General features: G+C 42.3%; 14 protein-coding genes. 13 read left to right on the plus strand and 1 reads right to left on the minus strand.

Annotated features, from left to right (window positions below):
• Positions 1–8: 8 nt before the first annotated feature.
• A complete protein-coding gene (locus SYNPCCP_RS05560) occupies positions 9–452 on the minus strand; it encodes a putative quinol monooxygenase (RefSeq protein WP_010872276.1) in 444 nt (147 codons plus the stop codon).
• Between the two features lie 483 nt (positions 453–935).
• Here SYNPCCP_RS05560 and SYNPCCP_RS05565 point away from each other — a divergent pair, with 483 nt between their 5' ends.
• The 13 genes from SYNPCCP_RS05565 (at position 936) to SYNPCCP_RS05625 (ending at position 15,433) form a co-directional block, all read left to right on the plus strand.
• Positions 936–1,502 carry a hypothetical protein gene (locus SYNPCCP_RS05565; protein WP_010872277.1) on the plus strand — a complete coding sequence of 189 codons (567 nt, stop codon included), beginning with the start codon at positions 936–938 and terminating at the stop codon, positions 1,500–1,502.
• Positions 1,503–1,513: 11 nt separating this feature from the next.
• The gene (locus tag SYNPCCP_RS05570) at positions 1,514–1,855 is read left to right on the plus strand and encodes a carboxymuconolactone decarboxylase family protein (RefSeq protein WP_010872278.1); all 342 of its coding nucleotides are present in this window, start codon (positions 1,514–1,516) and stop codon (positions 1,853–1,855) included.
• 69 nt (positions 1,856–1,924) lie between these two features.
• Positions 1,925–2,521, plus strand: coding sequence for a DJ-1/PfpI family protein (locus SYNPCCP_RS05575; RefSeq protein ID WP_010872279.1), 597 nt, complete (start codon positions 1,925–1,927; stop codon positions 2,519–2,521).
• A 32-nt stretch (positions 2,522–2,553) separates the two neighbouring features.
• Positions 2,554–4,377 carry an AGE family epimerase/isomerase gene (locus tag SYNPCCP_RS05580; RefSeq protein WP_014407095.1) on the plus strand — a complete coding sequence of 608 codons (1,824 nt, stop codon included), beginning with the start codon at positions 2,554–2,556 and terminating at the stop codon, positions 4,375–4,377.
• Between the two features lie 5 nt (positions 4,378–4,382).
• The gene (locus tag SYNPCCP_RS05585; RefSeq protein ID WP_010872281.1) at positions 4,383–4,712 is read left to right on the plus strand and encodes an anti-sigma factor antagonist; all 330 of its coding nucleotides are present in this window, start codon (positions 4,383–4,385) and stop codon (positions 4,710–4,712) included.
• A 9-nt stretch (positions 4,713–4,721) separates the two neighbouring features.
• Positions 4,722–6,845: a glycogen debranching protein GlgX gene (gene glgX / locus SYNPCCP_RS05590; RefSeq protein WP_010872282.1), complete on the plus strand. Its 2,124-nt coding sequence runs from the start codon at positions 4,722–4,724 to the stop codon at positions 6,843–6,845.
• Between the two features lie 59 nt (positions 6,846–6,904).
• Entirely contained in the window at positions 6,905–7,231 is a 327-nt protein-coding gene (locus tag SYNPCCP_RS05595; protein ID WP_010872283.1) for an anti-sigma factor antagonist, read from the plus strand.
• A gap of 99 nt (positions 7,232–7,330) precedes the next feature.
• A complete protein-coding gene (locus SYNPCCP_RS05600; RefSeq protein WP_010872284.1) occupies positions 7,331–9,235 on the plus strand; it encodes a SpoIIE family protein phosphatase in 1,905 nt (634 codons plus the stop codon).
• A gap of 5 nt (positions 9,236–9,240) precedes the next feature.
• Positions 9,241–9,672: an anti-sigma regulatory factor gene (locus tag SYNPCCP_RS05605; RefSeq protein WP_010872285.1), complete on the plus strand. Its 432-nt coding sequence runs from the start codon at positions 9,241–9,243 to the stop codon at positions 9,670–9,672.
• 257 nt (positions 9,673–9,929) lie between these two features.
• The gene (locus SYNPCCP_RS05610) at positions 9,930–11,900 is read left to right on the plus strand and encodes a hypothetical protein (protein ID WP_231848052.1); all 1,971 of its coding nucleotides are present in this window, start codon (positions 9,930–9,932) and stop codon (positions 11,898–11,900) included.
• A gap of 13 nt (positions 11,901–11,913) precedes the next feature.
• Complete coding sequence (locus tag SYNPCCP_RS05615) at positions 11,914–12,984, plus strand: AEC family transporter (protein WP_010872289.1); 1,071 nt, start codon at positions 11,914–11,916, stop codon at positions 12,982–12,984.
• A gap of 177 nt (positions 12,985–13,161) precedes the next feature.
• Positions 13,162–14,424 (plus strand): ABC transporter substrate-binding protein, encoded by a 1,263-nt coding sequence (locus tag SYNPCCP_RS05620; RefSeq protein WP_014407172.1) that lies wholly within the window; start codon positions 13,162–13,164, stop codon positions 14,422–14,424.
• 7 nt (positions 14,425–14,431) lie between these two features.
• Entirely contained in the window at positions 14,432–15,433 is a 1,002-nt protein-coding gene (locus SYNPCCP_RS05625) for a cache domain-containing protein (RefSeq protein WP_010872291.1), read from the plus strand.
• The last annotated feature ends 114 nt before the right edge of the window (positions 15,434–15,547 follow it).

Here is a 15,547-nt window from a genome sequence, read left to right on the forward strand (position 1 = left end):
AGGAAAACTTACAATGTCTGCGTTTCGGCTATTTTATAAATCTTAATTTCGGCTGGCTTAGCTAATAAATCAGGAGATTTTTCCACAAATTCATGGAAGTAAGGGGTTTGAAAATGATAGTCGAGGGCCGCTCGATTCCGCCAAACTTCAAAAAAAAGAAAAGAATTATCTTCCGTTTCATCCTCATAAAAACTGTAGGAAATACAGCCAGGTTCCGACCGAGAAGGCTCAATAAATGTCTGGGATAGGGCAATAAATTCTTCTTTTTTATCGGGTTTTACCTTAATGTTGCCCGCTACGACAATGGGATCGTCCGCCCCCTTAACATCCTCTGCCAAACTGGGAGATGGCAGCAAGAAAATGCTAGTAAACACCAAAAAGGAAAGGATAATGGTCAGCCCCCTTTTTAGCAATGCTGCTCTGTTATCAGACAGAAAAAAATCAGCTCTCATGTTCAGATATATTAATAAGTTGTCCAGGTCATATCAGCTATACCTTGATTAAGTACCCAGGGGAAATCAAGCCAGCTGATCGCCGCAATCTTGCCAATTATCAGGCATTATAGGAATCTTCCCTAGCTTAGGCTTAGTACGTTTACAAATATTTACATGGTTAAATTTTGGCGATCGCCAATGGACAGTCTAGGGACAATTAAAATGTCAAGAATTATTGACTAATTGTCAAGGAATGATAGCTGCAAAACGTCGAAATGGGTCGAGCTGGATTTCCTCAGTAACATTTCGTTACAGTGGCAATTTAGTCGGGAGATTATGCTATGCTTTGCACCAAATTAGTTCTCTTTGAATTTTTCTTTCGGAGTGCGGAGTATTCTGGTTCTGAACAGGTGAATTTTTTCAAGCCCGTCACCCGTCGGAACTGACCCCCGCTTTGCTTAAATTAAACTGATTACTTTTAGTTATCTTGGCAAATCATCTATGTCATCAAGAAAAAATTACTACTTAGGTTTGAAAGCGGACTATTCGCAGCCCGGCCTTGTGCCCGATACCCTCAAGGAGAAATTAATCGCTGAAGGCATTGCCTACGTAGCCCAAAAGGAAGCCACCCTACCGGCGATCGATGATTCTTACACCCTGGAAGTTATTGAACAGGAAAACAAAGATTGGTGGCCAACCCACTGTGAAGCTTTGCGACAGGGTCGGGGAGATATTTTAACCGGGGAATACCGGGAAGATTTGGTTTACTTTTGCCAAGATGGTCCCTACTCTGGCCTGGAACAACAACAGGAACGGGAAAAACATTGGTGGGCTTTAATTGCTCAGCCTGGGGTTACCATGGTCTGGCCCATTGTCATGTTTTACGGTGAACATACTTTCTTTGAATGGAAATGTGTGGACGATGAAACCCACGAAACGATCGCCAAGGGCAATGTCACCTGGGTGCGCCGGGGTCACCGGGGTGGCTGTTATTTAAAAACAGAACAACTCACTTTTTATCGGGACGTGTTTGCTCCTGATAGTTTACTAAAACTAATCACTACCTAGGAGTTAGCCCCATGAGTGAGTTTAAAAACGCTGTGCTGGATGATAAAGACCTCCAGGCAGGTCTGGGTGGGATTAATCCTAAATTTGGTGATTTTTGCACCAGGGTAGCGGGGGAAGCCTGGGGTTTACCATTAATTGATCAAAAAACTAAAGCCCTAATTGTCATTGCGGTGGATGTGGCTAATCAGACCCTCAGTGGCCCTTTTCAAGCCCATGTGGATATGGCCCTAAAACAGGGTGCTACTAAGGAAGAAATTGAAGAAGTGCTCTCCTTCATGTGTGTTTATGGTGGCTTTAATAAAGCCGCTGGAGCTTTTGCCGCCCTAAAAGAAATTTTCGAGCAAAATTCTTAGATAACTTTTAAAAATCCCCCCTGGTTCCCAACCTCGGAGAAATTTATTCCTCATCAAATTAGGAGCTTTATGACCACAACAAAAGGTAAGATTGGTGTCTTAATCGAAGAACATTTTGATGGCACTGAATATCGCTGGTTTAATGAGTATTTTCCCGCCCAGGGCTATGAAGTGGAATATATCAGCCATTTGTGGGGACAACCGGAACTGAAGTTTGGTTCTAACCCAGAAAATGACCAAGTGGAATACCACGTCACCGTAACCACGGAAGTGAATGATATTGACCCCAAAGATTACAAGGGCATTATTGCCATTGGGGCCTACGCCATGGATCGCTTGCGGTACCAAGCCACCGTCAAAAAAGGTGAAAAAAATCAAGCCCCCGCAGTTATTTTTCTCCGTAAAGCAGCGGCCACTGAAGGGTTAAAGCTGGGAACCATTTGCCATAGTTTATGGCTATTTTGCGCCGATCCCGATCTGCTTAAAGATAAAAAAGTCACCTGCGCCCACAACATTATTTGTGACGTGGAAAATGCTGGAGCGGATGTGGTGTATGAAGAGGATCAGACCGCCGAGTTGGTAATTGACGGCGATCTAATTACCGGCAAACATCCAGGCATGATTGAAGAATTTGTCAAAACTTTTGTTGAGCAAATCGAAGCTTAAAAACCTTTCCGTCCTTCCCGTGGCATCAACATATGAGTCCCAAAATTAACTTTCCTTTTTCCGATCTGATTGCAGGTTATGTGACAAGTTACGACCAAGAAGCGGATATTTTTGGTCTGAAAACCTCCGACGGCCAAGAGTTTCAGGTCAAACTTAGTCCCATGGCCTACGCCAAAGTGATCCAAAACTTTGATGAAGGTTATCCCGATGCCACCGGCACTATGCGGACTTGGTTAACCCCAGGGCGATTTCTCTACGTTTACGGCGTTTTTTACCCTGATACGGCTATTTTTGACGGGAAACAGGTGGTCTTTGCAGGCAAAAAGCCAGCGGAATACGTGTTTGAGAAACAGGATTGGTGGATTAAACAGGTAAACTCCCTCGGTAAGTTTTTTATCAAAGCCCAATTTGGCGACGGGGAGATTGATTACCGCCATTACCGCACCGATTTGTCCATGAGTGGGGAGCGGTCAACGGTGAATTTTCGCCAAGAAACGGATACCATTTCCCGCCTGGTGTACGGCTTTGCTCCCGCCTTTATGATGACCGGGGATGACCAATTTTTGGAGGCGGCGGAAAAAGGTACGGAGTATTTACGGGAGCATATGCGCTTTGTCGATAAGGACGAAGACATTATTTACTGGTACCACGCCATTGATGTGCAGGGGGAAAAAGAACAAAAAATCTTTGCGTCCGAATTTGGCGATGATTACGATGCTATTCCTGCCTACGAACAAATCTACGCTTTAGCCGGCCCCATCCAGACCTACCGTTGCACTGGCGATCGTCGTATTCTCCATGACGCAGAACAGACCATTAAACTGTTCGACAAATTTTTCCTAGACAAGAGCGAATATGGGGGGTACTTTTCCCATCTCGACCCTTTGATGTTGGATCCCCGCAGTGAATCCCTCGGTCCCAACAAAGCCCGGAAGAACTGGAACTCCGTGGGGGATCACGCTCCGGCTTATCTAATTAACCTATGGTTGGCCACCGGGGAGCAAAAATATGCCGATATGTTGGAATATACCTTCGACACCATTGAGAAATATTTCCCGGACTACGACCATAGCCCCTTTGTGCAAGAACGTTTTTACGAAGACTGGAGCCACGACACCACTTGGGGCTGGCAACAAAATCGGGCTGTGGTGGGGCACAACCTCAAAATTGCCTGGAATTTGATGCGGATGAATAGCCTCAAGTCCAAAGAAAAATATGTGGAGTTAGCCAAGAAAATTGCTGACCTGATGCCGGCGGTAGGTAGTGACCAACAGCGGGGCGGCTGGTACGACGTGGTAGAAAGGTTGTTGGATAACCATAGCCGTTGCCATCAATTTGTTTGGCATGACCGCAAAGCCTGGTGGCAACAGGAACAGGCGATTTTGGCCTATCTAATTTTGGCTGGTATTTTGGACGATGAAGAATACCACCGCCATGGCCAGGAGGCGTCCGCTTTCTATAACGCTTGGTTCCTAGATTTAGAAGATGGGGGCATTTACTTTAACGTCCTTGCCAACGGCATTCCCTACCTAGCGGGGGGTAATGAACGGGCTAAGGGTAGTCACTCCATGAGTGGTTACCATTCCTTTGAACTTTGTTATCTAGCGGCGGTGTACACCAATTTTCTGATCACCAAGCACCCCATGGATTTCTATTTCAAACCCTTGCCTAACGGTTTCCCCGACGGTATTCTGCGGGTATCCCCGGATATTCTTCCCCCTGGCAGTGTGGCGATCGCCAGTGTGGAAATTGACGGCAAACCCTATGAAAATTTCGATGCCCAGGGCTTAACTGTGACCTTACCCGACAGCCAAGAACGGGTCAAAATCAAAGTTCGTTTAGTCCCCACTGCCTAAGCCCCATGGATATTCAAATTAATCAACAGGAAGACATTACCGTTGTCACCCTTAGCGGGGAAGTGGACGCCAACACGGCCCCGAAAATCCATGAAGTGATTCTGCCCCTAGCGGAACCGGGGTCAAAAATTCTTCTGGACATGACCGCTGTGCCCTATATGTCCAGCGCGGGGTTACGGCTTTTGCTCTATCTCTACCGCCAAACCACCGCCAACTCAGCCCAATTAGTATTAGTAGGGCTTTCGGAGGAGTTGATCGACACCATGGCCGTGACCGGATTTCTTGACTTTTTCACCACCCGTCCCACCCTAGCCGAAGGCAAAGAGGCATTTTAGCAGGACACCATGGAACGCATAGATATTCATCCCACCCACACCGCTAACGGTTACAAACTCCGCTGTGGCCAGCCCTTTCCCTTTGGGGCCACCATTGTGCCGGGGGGAGTTAATTTTTCCATTTACTCTAGCCATAGCACCGCTTGCACCCTAGTACTGTTCGAGAAGCGGGCTCCCCAGCCCTTTGTGGAGATTCCCTTTCCAGAATCTTTTCGCATTGGTAATGTCTATTGCATGGTGGTGTTTGACCTGGATTTTGAGAATCTGGAATACGGCTATCGCATGGAAGGCCCCAATAACTTCCAGCAGGGCCATTGGTTTGACCCCAGTAAAGTCCTTCTTGATCCCTACGCCAAAGTGGTCAGTGGCCGGGATGTTTGGGGCACCCAACCCAATTGGGACGATATTTATCAACACCGGGGCCGCCTCAGCTTTGACGATTTTGATTGGGAAAACGATTCCCCCCTGGATGTTCCCCTCGAAGACATGGTCATTTATGAAATGCATGTGCGGGGTTTCACCAAAGATCCTTCCTCCGGAGTAAAGGAAAATCACCGGGGCACCTTCGCCGGCATTCTCAGCAAAATTCCCTATCTACAGGAATTGGGTGTTAATACCATCGAATTAATGCCGATATTCGAGTTTGATGAGTTTGAACATAGTCGTTACCACCCAGAAACGGGGGAATTTTTAGTTAACTACTGGGGTTATAGCACCGTTAACTTTTTTGCACCTAAAGCGGGTTACGCTGCCACCGGTAAATTCGGCATGCAGATTGACGAGTTGAAAAACTTAGTCAAGGAACTGCATAAAGTAGGTATTTCCGTCATTTTGGATGTGGTTTTTAACCATACGGCGGAGGGCAATGAACGGGGCCCCACCATTTCCTTTCGAGGATTGGATAACAAAACCTATTACATGCTCACCCCGGAGGGTTACTATTTCAACTTTAGTGGCACTGGCAATACCTTAAACTGCAATAATCCCATTGTGCGGGGCATGGTGCTGGACTGTCTGCGATACTGGACAGCGGAATTTCATATTGATGGTTTTCGCTTTGATTTAGCCTCTATTTTGGGAAGGGATCCCTGGGGCTACCCCTTGGCCAATCCCCCTCTTTTGGAAACCCTGGCCTTTGATCCCATTTTGGCCCGTTCCAAACTTATTGCTGAAGCCTGGGATGCCGGTGGGCTATACCAAGTAGGATCTTTTCCCAGTTATGGCCGCTGGGCCGAATGGAATGGGAAATACCGAGATACGGTGCGAAAATTTATTAAAGGAGATGCGGGGGTAATTGGGGAAATGGCCCAAAGGCTACAGGGTTCCCCCGACCTTTATCAAGGAGCCGGACGACCTCCCTCCACTTCGATCAATTTTGTGACGGCCCACGACGGCTTTACCCTGGCGGATTTGGTGGCCTATAACGGCAAACATAATTACGCTAACGGGGAAAATGGCAATGATGGAGCCAACGACAATTACAGTTGGAACTGCGGGGTAGAAGGTCCCACCGATAACCCTGATATCCTCAGACTCCGGGCCCGGCAAATGCGGAATGCGATCGCCATTTTGTTGGTGAGTCAGGGGGTGCCCATGCTGTTGATGGGAGACGAAATGGGCAAAACCCAAGACGGCAACAATAATACCTATTGCCACGATTCCCCTTTCAATTGGCTCAATTGGCATTTACTTGAACAAAACCAGGCTTGGTTTCGGTTTGTCAAACACTGCATTGCTTTCCGTCTAGCCCACCCTGTATTACGCAACAGTGAACATTTCCAAAACTGCGATTACCTTGGTGTGGGATTTCCCGATATTAGTTGGCACGGAGTCAAGCCCTGGCACGCTGACTGGTCCGCCGATAGCCGAGTTTTAGCTTTTATGCTTTGTGGTCGCCATGCCAAAGGTGGCCGAGTTAAGGATAATCAAATTTATGTGGCCATGAATATGCATTACGAAAGTCTTTGGTTTGAACTGCCAGCTCCCCCGGTGGGCACCACTTGGCACGTTTTCGCCAACACAGGGGCCCAGCCTCCAGAAGATATCCATCCCCCTGGGCAGGAGCCCCCCCTCTCTTCCCAATCATCCCTACTCATTGGCGATCGGAGTGTTGTTATTTTACTGGCTAAATAAATTGTCTTAAATTTCCCTTTCCCTTCAATTCACCATTATTTAGATTTTTGTAAAAAACCATGGCTTTCAACATCGAATCGGAAATTATTAATAACGCTGCTAAATTAACCCTAATTGGTGAACTAGACGGCGGTACTGCTCCTTTGTTTAAGGAAAAAATCGAAGAAGTTGCCCAAGCAGAAATTTCAAAACTAGTGTTAATGATGGATCAATTGGAATATATGTCCAGTGCCGGTTTACGTATCTTAGTTTTTGCCAAACAAAAAATGGGCAGTGGCGTGGAAATATTTTTAGTGGGTACCCAGGAAATGGTCAATGATACTATTGAGCAAACTGGATTACACCACAGTTTTCATTTAGTGGAAAGCTATGATTTTCATTCCTAGACAACAAAGTTTTGCCAGTGCATAGTTGAAAATCAACCGCATAAATGGAGGAGATAGAATATTAGTAAGGAGCTAAATTACTTTTGGTAAATTAAACCAATGAAAATGAAACTGATTCAACCTTTCATACAATCAATTCGGTTTCGCATTGTTGGACTTCTCCTGCTTTGTCTGATTCCTCCTACCTTAGGAGGGATTTTTCTTATCGACTCCTATACCGGAAGACAATTAAAAAAAATTGCAGAGCAAGATCTTCAAAGCCGGGCAAGATTGATTATCCAATTGATTTCCCGTTCAGATCGAGAGCGTCAACAAAGTACAGCTTTTGTTGCTTCCCAACCGGCAATAGTCGAATTCAACGTTGAAGCATCTCAGTATTTTTTAAACGAGTTCATTAAATTTCACCAATGGAATGGGTTCTTCGTTGTTGCCAACCAAGAGGGGGAACTAGTTGCGGGCAGTGATGGTGCCAACCAAGAAAAAGGATTACCTCTTAAGCACTGGTTTGAAGAAGTAAAAGATAAAAATCGACATTTAAACCGGTTATTTCCTGGAAAGACCTATGCAGAGAGCAAAGATTGTTTAATTGTGCCTATCCACAGCAAAAATGATCAAACTCAAATTGGCATTGTTGTGGAATGTATTCCCTTACCAGTTATTGCTGATTTTGTTCAAAAAATTTTAAAAGATGCTGAGCTTGAGCGTATTTTATTAGTCAATTATGAGGGGTATATTTATGCCGACACCGATTTCAAAAATTACGGCGTACTAGAAAACAAAAAAAAATCTCCCCTTGTCAATCGGCTGCTCAATGACCAAAGTGGGTTTGTTTATAGTCAAGGTAAGTTTTCCTATCTTTCTCCCGTCCATCTGCGGGGAGCCAAAACCTGGGGATTAATTGTAGAAAATTCAGAATCTGACATTCAAGCAGCTATTTTGAATGTTAATAGAATTGGTTATCTGCTAGTTTTAGTAATTGGGGGAATTGTGGCCTATGCTTCCTGGATGGTAATCCACCACAGCACGGTTCCTATTTTGGATCTAACTAAGGCTTCCCAAGCGATCGCCGCGGGAGATTTAGATTATGAAATCAATATTAACCAGGGCAATCGTCAGGATGAAATTGGTATTTTGGGTAATAGTTTTATCTACATGAAAAACCAAATTAAAACCCTGATAGCTCAGGAAGTTAAGGATGGGGTTAACCGTTTGGAATTAGAAAAAGGTCGACAAATTCAGCAAAACTTTTTACCCATTAGCTTGCCTGATTTACAACAGTGGCAGATAAATGCTGTTTTTGAACCGGCTCGCTCTGTTTCTGGAGACTTTTATGACGCCTTTTTGTTAGGTGATGATTATTTGGCGATCGTGATTGGTGACGTATGCGATAAAGGGGTAGGTGCCGCTATGTTTATGGGGTTATTCCGCAGTTTATTGAGGGTATTTTCTGGGGAAACAATGCCTGGGGACACCTGTATCCGCGACGTTAACTATAAATGCAGCGCCAATGATGGCAATGGCAAAAAAAAGGTTATCGTGCAATTTTTAAATGCAGTGCGACTCACTAATGATTACATTGCCACAGAACACGGAGACATGGCCATGTTTGCCACTCTATTTTTTGGTGTAATTGATATTAGTAATGGTAATCTGAGCTATATCAATGCTGGCCATGAACCAGTTTTTATCTTAAATTCTGAGGGTATTAAGCATAGATTAAAATCCACTGGTCCTGCGGTAGGAATGATGCCCAATTCTACTTTTACAATTGATAGTTTAAAAATTGATCCTGGAGAAATGTTGATTGGTTATACTGATGGCGTTACCGATGCTCGATCGCCAACTAAAGAATTTTTTGGTCGTCAACGATTGATGGAAACATTAACAGCCAATTTTTCAGCAAAAACAGAAATTCTAGACATAATTAAACAAGAATTAATCGGACATATTGATGGTTCTATTCAGTTCGACGACATTACTATGATTGCTGTTTACCGTAATTAGGTGCCATGACTATTTTAAATTTTTCCGCTGATCTAAATGCCTTAAACAGCATTGGCAAACATATTCTAGAGCAAGCTCAAGCGGTTGGATTACCCAAAAAAAGAGCTTATAAACTAAGATTGGCGGTGGATGAACTAGCAACTAATATTATTAATTATGGCTATGCCAATGCACCGGGTCATAATCAAATTAGCATCCAAGTAGAAGCGGATGATTGTCAATTAAAGGTTACTATGGTGGACACTGGCTTGCCCTACGATCCCCGCGATCGCCAATTTGATCAATCAATTCTTAGTCTGGAAGCAGAAGATCGACCCATCGGTGGACTAGGGATTTTTTTGGCTCTGCAAAGTGTAGATGAATTTACCTATGAAGTGAGGGGAAATAAAAATATTAGTTGTTTAGTCATGAATTTTGATCCTCCGGGCAATGATTAATGTTACGAGAGAAAGTAAATTAATTGAATAATTGCTACAATTACCAACATTTAAATATTTGATTTGCCCACTGCAACCTTTTCTTTGTTATTGTTTCTTTTTTCATGGCGATGTTACCTCTGCCAAACTATTGCCGTATTGCCCCGCGCCAACCAGAACCATTATCTAAATTTCACGGCCAGCAGTCTATTAGGTTGCAAAGTTTTCCTGAGCTCTGTTTAAGTTTACCTGAAGGCAGTCATTATTTGACTGCAAGAATGAATTTATATGAACATTTTGGTCATGATCAGGTGTTTAAAGCTTGCATTGATTACCTAGAAAAAGCCCTAGAAAAATTGGGAATACTAGATAGCGATATTCCAGCTAGGTTATTACTAGTTTTTCCGGATCACACCCGCACCGCCATTGCGGTTCGCCTACTGTTAGACGCTATTTTTTACTTCCAGGAAACCTATAAGCATTTACAATTCAGCATCCTTTTTGGTTTAGGTACCCATCCCCCTATGACACATAAAAGTGTGAGTGAATATTTGGGGGGGGAGCGTTATCAAAAATTGATTAATCTGGGAATTACTATTCGTCAACAGACCACAATTGCCCCCCTGGAACCCCAAGTAAAAATTAAGGTGCAAGATCGATTAAAAATTGATGAAGTTTCCAATTACAGTTTTGCAAATTTGAATAGAAACACTGCCCAGTTACAAGAAGTGATCGCCGATTTAAATACGGTTAATTTATCTGATTTAGATGAAAATTTATTGATAAAAAACCAATTTGATTTTCCTAATCAAACCAATGAGTTAAATCAAAAACCTCAAATAAAAACAACAAAACTATCCGATAATTTCAATCCGTCTCAAGAATATTTTCTTTCTTTGCCTGGGGAATTGTGGCAACATCACCTTACTATTGTAGCAGGAGACACAGAGATACATCCCTACGAAAGAAGGGGCGGAAGTGGCGGCTTGAATAAAATGTTAGTGGTAGGTTTGGCCAATATTCAGGCCATTCGTCGTAGTCATAGCACCAAAGTTTTACTAAGTTCGCCAATCAGTCTAGACCTAACACAAAATGCCTTTGTTCATACCTTGGATTATTTAGTAGAGTGCTTTAATCAATCTCTATTAACTCGTACTCCTTGCCTTGCTCGCACCTATCCCCTCGGCTTTTCCGTTGTTTCCTTGGAAAATCAGCATGTTAATGGTTTTTGGTTCGGCCAAAAGGATCAAGACCGACAAGCTCTGACGGCGATCGCCAAAGAAAGTCGCACTGTTCATTTACCAGAAAAAATTCATATTCTAGTGGTGGATACAGATATCAAAAAAGGCACTGATATTTTAGCTGGCGCTAGAGCTTTACAATACGTATGCGAGTGGGATAGTCAAGAAAATTGTCTGCTAGCCGATACTCCTCGTCAAAGAGTTGCCCTCCTATTTAACCCTTGTCTGGAACAACAAAACCATGGTGGTATTGGTAACCAAGGGACTAAAAAGCAATTAGATGTCTTGCAAAAAATAGTGCACAGCAAAATAAAATTATTTAGTAGTCAGTTACAAATGTGTGAAAATTTCGATGATGTAATTGGTATTATCAAAACTTACCGTCGACAAGTTTTAACTGCTTGGTATCACCATTTACAACTCATTAGTGAATTTGATGATTTTCTTGTAATGATCAGAAATGTAGTGTTGATTATCCAAGAGTTGCCTAACTCATCTAAACACCAAATTAATACTAGGGAATTTCTGCAAGCAACCTTAGCCAATTATGCCAATGAATACAGTGAAGAGGCAAAATCTATTCAAGAATTACTTGATATTTATCTCACCCACGAAAATTTAGGAGCAGTGATTACTAAAATAGATCAACTCCAGCAATATTATCAATTATCTGAAGGTTTGGGAGAAGGTGGGCAAAGAGTTTTACGTTGTTTAAAATTACTGCATAAATTTGAAACTTTTTTGCTAGCCACGGACAATCAAACCGTACTAGATTATTTGGCTAAACTAGATCCCGATTTGAACAACTATCTTCCTCCAGCATTAAGGAAAATATTAGATAAACAAAAAATTCATCTAAATTTACTAGGAATTCGGGGCATTAATTTGACTGTTTATTCACCCCAACAATGTTTAGAATTAGCGATAAATTACGGGCAATATTACAATCACGAATCTCAAGACCTACGTATTGCTTTTCTACAAGAGCCGTTAATTGTTTACCATTAATCATGATTGACCAATGAATTCATTCTTGATTATTATTTTTCGACTGTATTTGCCTATTAGTGTGGCAATTTTAACTGGTGTTTTATTGAGTTTTTCCCTTGAAAAACTGCAGGGAAACTTTTCAAAAAACAAGCATCTGTCCCTAGTAGTTCCCAATTACTTGGGTAAGTTTCTCTTTTGGTTTGGAGTTCCCCTAGGGGTAATTAACTTTGTTCATAAAGCGAATTTATCCGGAGGAATTTGGCTCTCCCCCATCGTAGCTTGGGGCGCGGTTGTACTGGGGATTTTTCTAAGCTGGCTCTGGGTCCAAACCCTTTTTCCCAAACCATCCCTTGCTTTCCAAACTAGTTTTACTTTAGTTAGTACAGTGGGCAATACTAGTTACATCGGCTTTCCAATTATTCTATTGCTTCCCCAACTGGGGCCAGACTATTTTGGTTGGGCAATTTTGTATGATCTTTTAGGAACTTTTTTAGCCGCCTATGGCTTAGGCTCAATTTTAGCCAGTCGTAGTTTACTTACTAATCCCAACAAAATAATCAGCTTTGGTCTCGATTCACCAGTATTTCCTATTAATCAAAAGACTATTACTGACCATATTAAGTCGTCTATATTAAAAATTTTTCAATGGCTAAAAAACAACTTAGTTATCTTAGTTAAAAATCCTACTTTAATTGCTTTTATCATTGGTTTGATTTTGCGTCCTATAGTCTTTCCTCCCTGGTTAGATATTTCTTTAGGGTGGTTTGCTTGGTCGATAATCATGCTTTCCCTAATATTGATGGGCATGCGGCTACAACAACTCGACTCATGGGGCAACATTAAGATTGCTTTCAGCGCTGTCTCGATTAAAATGCTTTTAGTTCCCCTAGTTATCGCCATGGCCCTAACCACTGCTGGATTGAGTGGCCCGCCTCGCCTAGTCTTGGTACTACAATCATCCATGCCTTCTGCTTTTGCTAGCCTGATATTAGCAGAGGCCTACGATCTAGACCGAGATTTGGTGGTGACGTGCTTGGGGCTAAGCTCTTTGATGTTATTTTTCACCCTGCCTTTCTGGCTATGGGGCTTTACCACTTGGTAAATTTGGTTACACGAAACTCGCCATTAATCACTGAATGGAATCAACATTTTGCATAAAACTTTACCAAGATTTTTATCTTTTCCCATTACTATTTGTCTGGTAACCTTTGGTTCTTTCTTCTTATTTAGCTGTAATTCAGGTCAGGTTAACCAAATTTTAACACCTGCTGATGACAATGTGTTAAACATATGGTGGAGTGAAGGTTATTACCCAGAAGAAACGGAAGCGATTCAATCTTCCATTGATGCCTGGCAGGCTGAAAGTCAAGCTAATGTTCAGATAATTTTTTTTAGTGAAAAAGATTTAGTGCAACAGCTGGAAAATGCCATCAAGGCCGGTAATCCACCGGATATTATTTATAGTTATAATCTTGATTTAGTGCTTCTGCCCCGACTAGCATGGGAAGGAAAATTAGCTGATGTTTCTAGTATCATTGAGCCGATCAAACAATTTTATGATCCAGAAGCTCTTCAAAGCGTTAATTATTTTAATAATCAAACTCGCCAGCGTTCCTACTATGCTGTCCCCATTGCCCAACAAACAACCTATATTCATTATTGGCAAGATTTACTAGCCCAAGCGGAAATTAGCGACGCTCAGCTTCCTACAGAATGGGATAGTTTTTGGCGCTTCTGGGAAGTAGCTCAAACGAATTTAATTAAGCAGAATATTGATAATATTTACGCCATTGGTTTACCTATGTCTGCAATTGCAACTGATACTTTTATCGTGTTTGAACAGTTTTTAGAAGCTTATAATGTGCAGCTTTTAGATGATGAGGGCAAACTCCGTTTTGATAATCCCCAAGTCCGCCAAGGCATTATTAATGCATTGGAAGCCTATACCAATCCCTATTTGGAAAATTTTGTTCCTCCCAATGCCATCGAATGGGGAGATCCGGACAATAATATTAATTTTTTGAGTAATGGTACCTTGATGACTGCCAATGGTTCCCTCTCAATTCCGGGCTCTCAAAAGGGAGACGAAATTAATTATTTTCAAAGAATGAGGACCATCCCTTGGCCTAATAAGCCAGATAACACTCCCATGCGCTATATAACTTCTATTAAGCAAATTGCCATCCTGGCCGAGACTGATCGCCTAGAGGAAGCAAAAAATTTAGTGGCATTCTTGGTCAAGACAGAAAATTTGGAAGCATATTTAGAAGGAGCCCAGGGACGATTTTTGCCGGTTATGCCGGCGATCGCCGCCAATGAATTTTGGTCTAATGGAAAGGATCCCCACATTGCGGTAGCCATTACCCAATTTGACAATACCCGTAGTTCCTATGTCTTACTTAACCCGGCCTATAGTGAAGTTCTGGCCCAAAATGTCTGGGGAGAAGTTATTCACGCCATTGCCACCAATCAAATCACGCCTGAAAAAGGAGCCGATCAAGCCATAAAAAAAATAACTGATATTTTTAGTCAATGGAAATAATTTATTTATGCAAAGCTGGCGACACAGGTTCCTGAGTTATGTGCTTTTAGCCTGTTTATCCTGCACTAGTTTTACTGCCTTTATTATCTACGTTAATCTACGCCAAGCTGTAATTCAACCCACGTTTGAATTTTTGACAGAGATGACAGAGGTAAAAATTGAGCAATCAAATCATTGGTTTAGTCAATTAAAAACTGATTTTAAGGCAGACTTAACAGACACCCAAGTCAAAAAAAATGCCAGTATTTTGTTGACTCAAAGACTTAATACTAACCCTGAGTATCAGCAAGCCTACCACTATTTACACAAACATTTTAATCAAAAATATCAACAACGCCTAGCCACTTCATTAATCACCAATAGTGGCATGGTGATCTTTTCCACTGACCCCAATCAGGAGGGTCAATATCGTCCTCTACAAAATACTACAACCTATTTTAAGCTGGAAAATATCAATAATTTTACACCAAATTTTTATCAGTCTGCCACCAATCAACTACCGATGATAACCCTAGCAACTCCTTTGTTTGATCAATCAGAAAAAAGAATTGGGGTGCTGACCATAGATTTAAACTTGTCTGATCTTGACCAATGGATTCGTCAACCCGTGGCCCAGGAGGAAAATACAGAGCAATTAATGGGGGAGGTGGAAAGTTACCTAGTAGGAGGATTATCTTTAACCACCAACACTTTTGTGAGCCAGAATATTCATCGAGGAGAAAATAAAATCAATACCACCGAAGATGTCATTTCAATCCCCACCCTAAAAAGTAATGGCATTAATAGGGCTTTGGAGATGGAAAGTGGTCAAGGCATGTATTTAAACTATGAACAAATACCTGTTTTGGGAGTTTATCGTTGGTTGCCTGCCTATCGGTTTGCCTTACTGGTGGAAGTTCGGCAGGCCAAAGTGTTTAGCTTTGCTCGGTTTCGTGCCGGGCAATTATTTGTTGGTGGTTTGGTATTCACTCTGGCGGCATCCTTTGGTTTATTGTTGATTAAAATTTGATTGCAAATTTCCTCCTCCACAAGATAGATATCCAGGAAAATTGATCGCCACCTTAAGAGTTTTAAACAAATCCTAGACGCAAGAAATAAGCTTTTTTCTCCGTAGAATCAACGT

The organism is Synechocystis sp. PCC 6803 substr. PCC-P (assembly GCF_000284455.1).
In the GTDB taxonomy this organism is placed as follows: domain Bacteria; phylum Cyanobacteriota; class Cyanobacteriia; order Cyanobacteriales; family Microcystaceae; genus Synechocystis.